3 protein-coding genes and 2 pseudogenes are annotated in these 9,922 nt (G+C 36.6%); all 5 read left to right on the top strand.

The annotated features are described in order from the left end of the window. Window positions 1–1,531 (top strand): annotated as a pseudogene (locus NPX99_RS08075) (YfjI family protein); the annotation flags it as partial. A gap of 575 nt (window positions 1,532–2,106) precedes the next feature. Beyond that, a complete protein-coding gene (locus NPX99_RS08070; RefSeq protein ID WP_269031335.1) occupies window positions 2,107–7,062 on the top strand; it encodes a DEAD/DEAH box helicase in 4,956 nt (1,651 codons plus the stop codon). A 1,452-nt stretch (window positions 7,063–8,514) separates the two neighbouring features. Continuing rightward, the gene (locus tag NPX99_RS08065) at window positions 8,515–9,120 is read left to right on the top strand and encodes a hypothetical protein (protein ID WP_269031334.1); all 606 of its coding nucleotides are present in this window, start codon (window positions 8,515–8,517) and stop codon (window positions 9,118–9,120) included. A gap of 77 nt (window positions 9,121–9,197) precedes the next feature. Then, complete coding sequence (locus NPX99_RS08060; RefSeq protein WP_269031333.1) at window positions 9,198–9,647, top strand: hypothetical protein; 450 nt, start codon at window positions 9,198–9,200, stop codon at window positions 9,645–9,647. Between the two features lie 75 nt (window positions 9,648–9,722). After that, window positions 9,723–9,922 (top strand): annotated as a pseudogene (locus tag NPX99_RS08055) (hypothetical protein); the annotation flags it as partial.

Raw genomic sequence — 9,922 nt, 5'->3', positions numbered from 1 at the left:
TTCTTTAAAGGACCATGCTTGTTTACAAGCCATTCCTTATGAAGTGGCATTACAACAAATTGGTTGGGGCGAATTAAAACCGATTAACACCGCTCTTTTACCGGTTGAACCTTTTAATATTTTACAAATGCCTTATAGACTAAGCAGATATGTTTACGATATTGCTGACCGTCAACAATCTCCTCTCGATTTTGTGGCTGTCTCTGCTATCTGTGCTTTAGCTGCTCTGATTGGCAATGGCGTGCGCATTGCTCCAAAACAGCATGATAATTGGTACATTGTTCCTAATCTATATGGGGGGCTATTATTGGTAACCCTTCTACACGAAAAACACCGGCTTTGAAAACCGCTCTTCAACCCCTTGCTGATCTTCAAACAGAAGCTTTGCAAGCTTACCAACAAAAGAATAAATAAGCAGAGATTGAACAGGCTCTTGAGGCTCTAAACCAAAAAGAAAAGAAAAAACAAGCCGGCAAAGCTTTAAAGAATGGAGATACCCAAGCTGCCCGTTCTATTTTAGCTGAAAACATAACCAAAGATAACCAGCATGATGAGGAAAATTCACGTTTTATTGTCAATGACACAACGGTCGAAAAGCTAGGAGAATTACTCAAAGAAAACCCGCGTGGATTATTGATGGTCCGTGATGAACTCTCTGGTTTTTTAGCAAACTTGGAACTTAAGGAATATCAAACAGACCGTGGGTTTTATTTACAAGCTTTTAATGGGGATCAACCCTATACCTATGACCGTATTGGGCGTGGAACGATTCATATTCCCAATGCAATGCTTTCCATTATAGGAGGTATTCAACCTTTACGAATTACCCCTCTTATTCGGGCGTTTCATTCTGGAAAAGGAGATGATGGTTTAATCCAACGTTTTCAAATGATGGTATGGCCCGATAAGGCAAAAAAATGTGAATTGGTTGATAGAGACCCTTTAAAAGATGCCTATAAAGACTATGAAGAGGCTTTTCGTTCTTTTCGGGATAAACTTGGGATCACCTGAACACCCGATTGTGATGCGTTTTTCTCCCAAAGCACAAGAGTTGTTTCGTGAGTGGTGGGAAAATTTTCAAAGAGAAATAAGAGAAGGTAATCACTCTGAACCCTTGCAAGCACATTTAGCAAAAATGGATAAAACCATACCAAGTCTTGCCCTGATTTTTGAACTTGTTGAGGATGGTCGTTTTGAAATCACTCTCCCTTCTCTTTCCATGGCATTGCGTTGGGAAAACTATTTGTTAAGCCATGCGAAACGTCTTTATGCTGCTGGGGATACCTTAACAGCAGAGCGTGCAAAACTGATTGTAGAGCGCTGTAATGGCTTACCTGAGGTTTTTACTGCACGGGATATCTACAGACGCTGCTGGGCTCATTTGAAAGATAAAGAAGCTGTCAAACAAGCGTTGGAGCTTTTATGCTGTTCAAATCACATTCGCAAAAAGTTTATAACCCATCAGACAAGTAAATTGAGTACCTATTATGAATGGCATCCTTTGGTAAAAAACGAGAACACAAGGCAATGAAATGAATGAACAGAAGATGATTTTAAAGAGTGCTGGCAAAAGAGAAAGATATGATCTGAATGGATAGTCATAACTCAGGTCATATTCTTGTCAGTCATTATTGTTGATTTACCCCCTCATTTTAAAAAACACCTTTTAAATAAAAGTAAAAAACATTATATTTCAATATGTTAGTGTGTTTTTAGAAATAATCCATCCCAATAAGATGATTTATATAGACAATGAATGAGATAAGTTGATTAAAACCTGTCAGTATCTGTCTAAAAATTTAACTGACAGCTGTTGTGATTTTTAGAGGCAATAAAATACTTCAAAATTGCATATTTGAACTTTTAAAAGCACATATTGGAGTTGTCTTGATTTCCCATAAAATGAATAGCAAATTTCACTACTTTGCTGTTTATAGGCTGTTTATAAATGCAACTTGTTAAATTTTTTTGAAGCATTTTATGGCTTTTCGGGCGGTTTTTGCCCATTTACCACTCGATATTTATCCTAAATGTATTTAATAAACTCCATTTCGATTCTTTCGAAGTCAATTGATTAATGTCATAAGACTATGGAGTTTCTCTATAATGCTTCAATCCCTCAATTCTGATCATAAACAATCCTCTTTACGCTCTCTCTTACAATCTTATCGTCAACAAGCAAAATCACCCCGTGAATTAGGTACTCTCTTTGAAAACCTTGTCATGGCTTATTTGACGCAAGACCCTCTGCAATGCCAAGAATATGAACAGGTTCAAACCTATTGTGAGTGGGCGAAAGAACGTAGTGAAGATGGGCGCGATATTGGCATTGATCTGGTCGCTAAAATTCGTGATGAAGGAGGCTATGCTGCCATCCAATGTAAATGCTATGAAGCCTCTCATTGCATTAAAAAAGAAGATCTTGATAGTTTTATTGCTGCCTCTGGCAAAAAGATCTTCACCCGTCGCATTCTTATCGACAGCACCGAAAGTGATTGGAGTGATAACGCTTCTCACACCTGTGAAGGACAAGAAGTTCGCATTCAACAGATTAATCTGTTTGATCTAGAAAAAAGTCAAATCGATTGGAGCCGTTTTGAAGGAAAAGAAACTGTTGTTCTGAAAGAGCAAACAAAGAAAAAGCTTTTAGATCATCAGATAGAAGCCCTTGAAGCTGTTTGTGAGGGTTTACAAGAAGCAGACCGTGGCAAGCTGATTATGGCTTGTGGAACGGGAAAAACTTTCACCAGTCTCAAGATAGCAGAACAAATAGCAGGAAAAGGCAAGCGTGTTTTGTTTTTGGTACCTTCTCTTGCTCTTATGTCTCAAACGATAAGAGAGTGGACACTCGATACAGAGATAGCCTTGCGGTCCTTTGCGGTGTGTTCTGATACACAAGTTGGCAAGCGGCGTAAAAACCAAGATGATATTGCTGAACTGGATGTCTCAGATCTTGCATTGCCTGCAACAACAGATCCGCAAGAACTTGCAAGCAAAGCCAATAAGACTTCTCCTAATGTCATGACTGTGGTGTTTTCGACTTATCATTCGATACAAGTCATATCAGATGCACAAAAGAAATATGCTTTACCTGAATTTGATCTGATCATTTGCGATGAAGCCCATAGAACCACTGGTGTATCATTAGGAACAGACAACAGTGAATCGAAGTTTGTTAAGGTTCATGATAACAGCATTGTTCAGGGCAAAAAACGTCTCTACATGACGGCAACTCCAAAGATCTTTACCGATAATGCCAAGAAACAAGCCAATGAGATTAATGCCGTGCTGGCTTCTATGGATGATGAAGATCTCTATGGAAAAACCCTTTACACTTATACCTTTTCAAAAGCCGTTCAGAATGAACTTTTAGCACCTTATAAGATTATTGTCTTGGGGGTGAATGAAGAGGTAGTGGCTCAATCCATTCAACATCTTATGACCGATGACAGTTATGAACTTACTCTTGACGATGAAACCAAGCTCGTAGGCTGTTATCAAGCTCTGAGTAAAATAGATCTAAAACTTGATCTTGGGGATGACCCCAATCCCATGCACCGTGCTTTGGCTTTTTGTAAAGATATTAAAACCTCTGAAAATATCTGTAGAGCCTTTAATTCTGATAAAACTAAGGAAAGATTGCGGGCTCTTTATGAGAACCGTAAAGAGACACCTCCTCTTGATTGTACATTTGAACATATTGATGGAACTTGTAGCGCTAAAGAACGTACAAAAAAACTTGATTGGTTAAAAGAAGATGCGGGGAAAAATGTTTGTCGTGTCTTAAGCAATGTCCGTTGTCTTTCGGAAGGTGTGGATGTGCCTGCTCTTGATGCCGTCATGTTTCTCCATCCGCGCAAAAGTCATGTGGATGTGATACAGGCGGTGGGGCGTATCATGCGGCGTGCCAAGGGCAAAAAAAGAGGTTATATCATTTTACCGGTTGGAGTTCCTGCTGGGATTTCTGCGGAACAGGCTTTAAGACACAACAAGAGATACAAGGTTGTCTGGCAAGTGATCAATGCTTTGCTTGCTCATGATGAGAATTTTGAGATAACCCTTAACCAGATGATTTTAGGACAAGATGTAAGTCATACCCTAGAGATTATCGCCTTAGACAGTATGACTGCGGTTGAGGATAAACTCTCAATCTATGAAAAACCAGAAAGTACGGGATTGGAAATTGGAACACCTGCTTATGAACCTTCTAAGAGCTATAAAGAAGAAAAAAATTACTCCTTTTGTTTTGAATTTCCCCGTGCCCTTAAAACACTTCTTGCGAAGAAATTTGCCATTACCGATTATTGGGAAAATTGGGCTGGCAATGTTGCTGAGATTGCACAAAATCATATCAATCGTCTGCAAAATATGCTTGCTGATGAGACAAGCGAAGCTTATCACGCCTTTCATGCGTTTCACGAGGAATTAAAGAATAACTTAAACAGTGATATCAAACAAGAAGAAGCAGTTGAGATGCTTGCACAACATCTTGTAACACGCCCTGTTTTTGAAGCTTTATTTGATGGCAATCAATTTGTTCAGAATAATGTCATTTCACAAGCGATGGAAAAGATTTTAGCTGTGTTGGATCAAACAAATATTGAAGAAGAGTCAACAGAGCTTAAAGAATTCTATAGCAGTGTAAAATTACGTGCTTCTGGTATTACCACCCCGCAAGCAAGACAAAATCTCATTATTACTCTTTATGAAAGTTTTTTTGCCAAGGCTTTTCCGCGTACGGTAGAAAAATTAGGAATTGTTTATACCCCTATTGAAGTTGTTGATTTTATTATTCATTCTGTTGATGATGTTTTACGCAAAGAATTTGGACAAAGTTTGGGTTCACGTGGTGTTTCTATCCTTGACCCCTTTACGGGTACCGGTACTTTTATCACAAGGCTTTTGCAATCCGATCTCATTAAACCAGAAGATATGGAATATAAATTCCGTCATGATATCCACGCCAATGAGATTGTCTTGCTCGCCTATTACATTGCTGCCATTAATATCGAAGCAACCTATCATGGTCTTATGAAAGGAGATTATATTCCCTTTAAGCATATTGGTTTAACCGATACGTTTCAGAGGGTTGAAAAGCAAGATCTAATGAAGGGCTTACTAGAAGAAAACAGTGCATATTTAGAACTTCAGAAAAAACTCAATATTGAAGTTATCTTTGGTAACCCCCCTTATTCAACAGGGCAAAAAAGTGCAAATGACAATGCCAAGAACACCTCCTATCCACTCTTAGATAACCGCATTCGTGAAACCTATGCTGCACAATCGAATGCAAGTCTTATACGAAATCTTTATGACAGCTATATTCGTGCCATCCGCTGGGCTAGTGATCGTATAAAAGACCATGGTGTTATTGGTTTTGTTACAAATGCAAGTTTTGTAGATGCAAATTCTATGACTGGTTTACGAAAGTGTTTTGTTGAGGAATTTAGCAGCCTTTATATTTTCCATTTGCGTGGGAATCAACGAACGTCTGGAGAGCTTTCTCGAAAGGAAGGTGGAAAGATTTTTGGTTCCGGATCACGAGCACCTATTGCTATCTCTATTCTCGTAAAAAATCCAAATGCACAACAGCGTGGTAAAATATATTTTCGTGATATTGGAGATTATCTCACAAGAGAAGAAAAGCTTACGATAATCGAGTCCCTTAGTAGTATTGATGGCATTACACGAAGTGAACACAGTTGGAAAATGATTACACCAGATGCACATGGTGATTGGATAAATCAACGTGATGACAGTTTTAAAACATTTATAGCCTTAGGTGATAAAAATAATAATAAAAAGCTTTTTGAGGCTTATTCCTGTGGTATCGTAACCAGCCGTGATGCATGGGCATACAATTCAAACCGTGAATCTTTAGCAAAAAATATGAAGAATATGATTGCCTTCTATAATTGCGAAGTAAAACGTTTTAATAATGCTTATCCACATGCTGACCGTAAAGCACGCACAAAGACTGTAGACAATTTCGTCAATTCAGATGCAAGAAAAATTAGCTGGAGTCTTAATCTTAAACAACATTTAACTAGAGAAAAAGTTTTTGAATTTGAAGAAACTTGCCTTGCGCAAAGTTTATATCGTCCTTTTACACAACAATGGTTTTATTATAATCGTATTTTTAACGAAGCCATCTCTCAAATACCGCGGATATTCCCTATGGGAAAAGCAGTTGAAAATAGGGTGATACAAGTTACAGGCGTAGGAGCAATGAAAAGCTTTTCTGTACTTATGGCTAAGAATCTACCTAATTTTGATTCAATAGAAAAAAGTCAATGTTTTCCATTGTACCTTTACGAAGATCCTGTTCTTTCAAAAGGTAAAAATGAAAAACAATCCCATTTATTTGCAAATGCTACAGAAGAAACCAAAGCCGCTGGTTTACAGAGACGTGATGCCATTACTGATGAGGGATTAGCACATTTTAAAACAGCATATCCTAATGAAACCATAACGAAAGATGATATCTTTTATTATGTTTACGGTCTCTTGCATTCAAAAGATTACCGTACTCGTTATGCTGATAATCTCTCTAAAGAACTCCCTCGCATCCCTTGCGTAAAGAGTGCTAAAGATTTTTGGAAATTCGTTAATGCGGGGCGTGAATTAGGCAATTTGCACGTCAATTATGAAAGCGTAGAGCCTTATCCTGTGACCTTCAAAAAAGGCAATCCAAAACTTACAGATATTCCTAACCCTGAGAAATTCTATTATGTTACAGAAATGAAATTTGCTGGGAATAGTAAAGAAAAGGATAAATCGACTGTTATTTACAATCGTAATATCACAATAACAGATATACCTCTTGAAGCTTATGAGTATATCGTGAATGGTAAACCCGCTCTTGAATGGGTTATGGGGCGTCAATGTATAAAGACCGATAAAAAGAGTGGCATTGTTAATGATGCCAATTGCTATGCTGTTGAGACCATTGGCAACCCTGCTTATCCATTGGAATTATTTCAAAGGGTTATTACTGTAAGTTTAGAAACAATGAAGATTGTTAAGAACCTACCAAATCTAGAATTAAGAAAAACTGAATAGATTTATGAATCATGCCAATCTTATAAGGGGTATAGATCTTATAATCATCATCTATACTCTCTTATTAGGTTGCTTACCTATAAGCTTAAAAGGAATGAGTTACTATGCGCTATTCTAAAAAGAGAAGCCTTGCACTTTTAAACACTCTCATTTGGATTGCTTTAAGACTTTTAAGAAATCCCATCTTAAACAGAATGAGATTTTTTTACATTGCCTTTAAAAGATTATATCGCAATCTCAAATGATGCCATCATATCTCTCATATGCTCTCTTTAAAGAGAATTATGCGTATTAATAGATTGTATTTATCAATAGAGATTATTTTTTGAAGCATTGATAAGATTTAATATATTGAAAAATAATGTTTTTTATCTTTTTTTCTTTAAAACACAAAGTTTCAAAACTCAAAACTCCCTTCAAATCGATAAGTTACTCTTGATAACATAGCTCATAACCATCTCTTGTCTTTTGAAAAGCTTTAAAGAACCATATGGCTCTCATAAGACATGGTTTAAACACTCACTAAAATCATAAGAATTGTCTGTTAAATTTACTGACAAAAATTGACAAAAGCAGACAAAACGCGTGTCATTAATTGTCTATTGTACTCACATGACTTTTATACGTGATGTTTCAAAATTTTGAAAAAAACTAACCTATTGAAATATAATGTTTTTATTTTTATCTCAATTTTTTTAAATGGAAGGGGGGGTAAATCAACAGACAAAACTGTTAAAAGAGACAAAAGCCCCTTAAAAGGTATCTTGATAAGGATATAAGAATTCAAAATGTTTTATAACAAATTAAAACCGTATGATCATATTATCCTTTTGTAAGAATGATGCGGTGCTTATAGAGAATGAATCAAAACAATAGATTTGAATGAAAAGCGCTGCTTATAAAGGCGTGTTTAGTGAACTGGTTATAACAAAAATTCACAAAAAATATTCACAAGGCATCTCATAAAAATAATCATGCTTTATAAAGTTAAAAATACGCATCATAAGAAGCGTTTTTAGTTCTTATGAATTTTAAAAGAGAAAAATAACGCCATTGCGTAATATAGAGTCAAATAGACGCAATAAAATAGAAAATATTGATAGGCATATGACGCATATTTATACACAATATGATAAAAAATAATCATAAAAAAAATACAAAAATAGCAAAATATAATTGACAATAAATACGTATTTTGTTATATAAATAATCAAGTGATCAAAACACTAATAACTAGCGGATAGGTTACGAAACAGCCTCTCCCATGTCTTTAAAAACTGACTGTCTTTTATGCTCTTGTTAGTATATGAAGATTCTGTCGGGTGTGCTTACACCATACAATACCCTTGTGGGAAAAGTGTAAGCAACGGACTTAACGCCGTGTTTGTTAGCGCCCGATGCCCTTATAGGGGCGTCAATAACAAACTATTTTACGTTAAGGAGACACTAGCTATGGAAGCTACTGTTAATAAGAAAACATCATCCAAAGAATATGAATTGACCAATGAAATGGATTTTATGACTGGTCTCACATTGTACCGTATACGTGCTTTAAAAGACTTTGGTGATGTCAAAAAAGGGGATCTAGGTGGTTTTATCGAAAAAGAAAGTAACTTATCACATAAAGGGAATTGCTGGGTTTACGATAAAGCCCGTGTCTTTCAAAATGCAAAGGTTTCAGGCAATGCGAAAGTAAAAAGCTATTTTGTTGACGTTTGTGGAAATGCAAAAATTTATGATAACGCCTCTGTAAGTGGGCATGCCCATATTTCTGATGATGCCGTGATTTGTGATGATGCTCAAATTGGGGGCAATGCAAAAATAAGCGGCGCTGCTCATATTGGTGGTCATTCTCAAGTTTGTGATGATGCCGTGATTTGTGGGGCTACCGTATCTGGTTATTCTTGTATTCATAGTGACGCCTCTTTATCATCTGATGATGATATTTATGATGCTGCGGTTCCCGAATTTGGTAGTGACGATGATTATTATCGTCACGAATATTATGATGATTACGAATATGATTGCAATTCTGAAGATGCCAATCAAGCTGCGTAAATAATGACAGGCGCGGCGGGGGCGCTCCTCTCTAACTTTCATTTAAATTTAATCATTATTTAGATTGGGAATAACCTATGTCCACTATAACTGTATCTAAAATTGTATCCAAAAAATATGAACTTACAAATGAAACGCATGTCGTTGGTAATCGTACCCTTTATCGCATTAAGGCATTAAGAGACTTTGGTGATATCAAGGCTGGTGATTTAGGGGGCTTTATTGAAAATGAAAATAATCTCTCTCATGATGGTAATTGCTGGGTTTATGATGATGCGTGGGTTGCTGACAAGGGCGTCGTGTCTGATAATGCGCAAATTTTCAATTATGCTAGCGTTTTCGATAATGCAAAGGTTTGTGATGATGCAAAGGTTTTTGATTGTGCAAAAATTTATGACAATGCAAAAATTACAGGTGGTACATACATTTGCGATAAAGTGAGTGTTTTTGGTAATTCATATATAGATACAAAAAAATTGAATGGTAATATCAAAATTTGTGATCAATCCATAAAAGACGCTGCTTGATTAACACCGCGGGCGTGGCGGGGGCGCCTGCTTTCCAAACTCTTTCATTTTAAAAGTGAATCTTCTTATAAAGGAATGGTGCTATGCAAAAAAAAATTTGCACTCACTAATGAAATACGTCTCTTTGCTAATCGTACTCTTTATCGCATTAAAGCTTTAAGAAACTTTTCTGATGTCAAAGCGGGGCAATTGGGTGGATTTATCGAAAATGAAAATAACCTCTCTCATAATGGCAATTGCTGGGTTTATGGGGATGCTCTGGTTTTAAACCCTGG

Origin of the sequence: Bartonella sp. 220B (assembly GCF_026930205.1) — a bacterium.
Classification (GTDB): Bacteria; Pseudomonadota; Alphaproteobacteria; order Rhizobiales; family Rhizobiaceae; genus Bartonella.
This window is presented reverse-complemented; position numbering and strand designations above follow the sequence as displayed.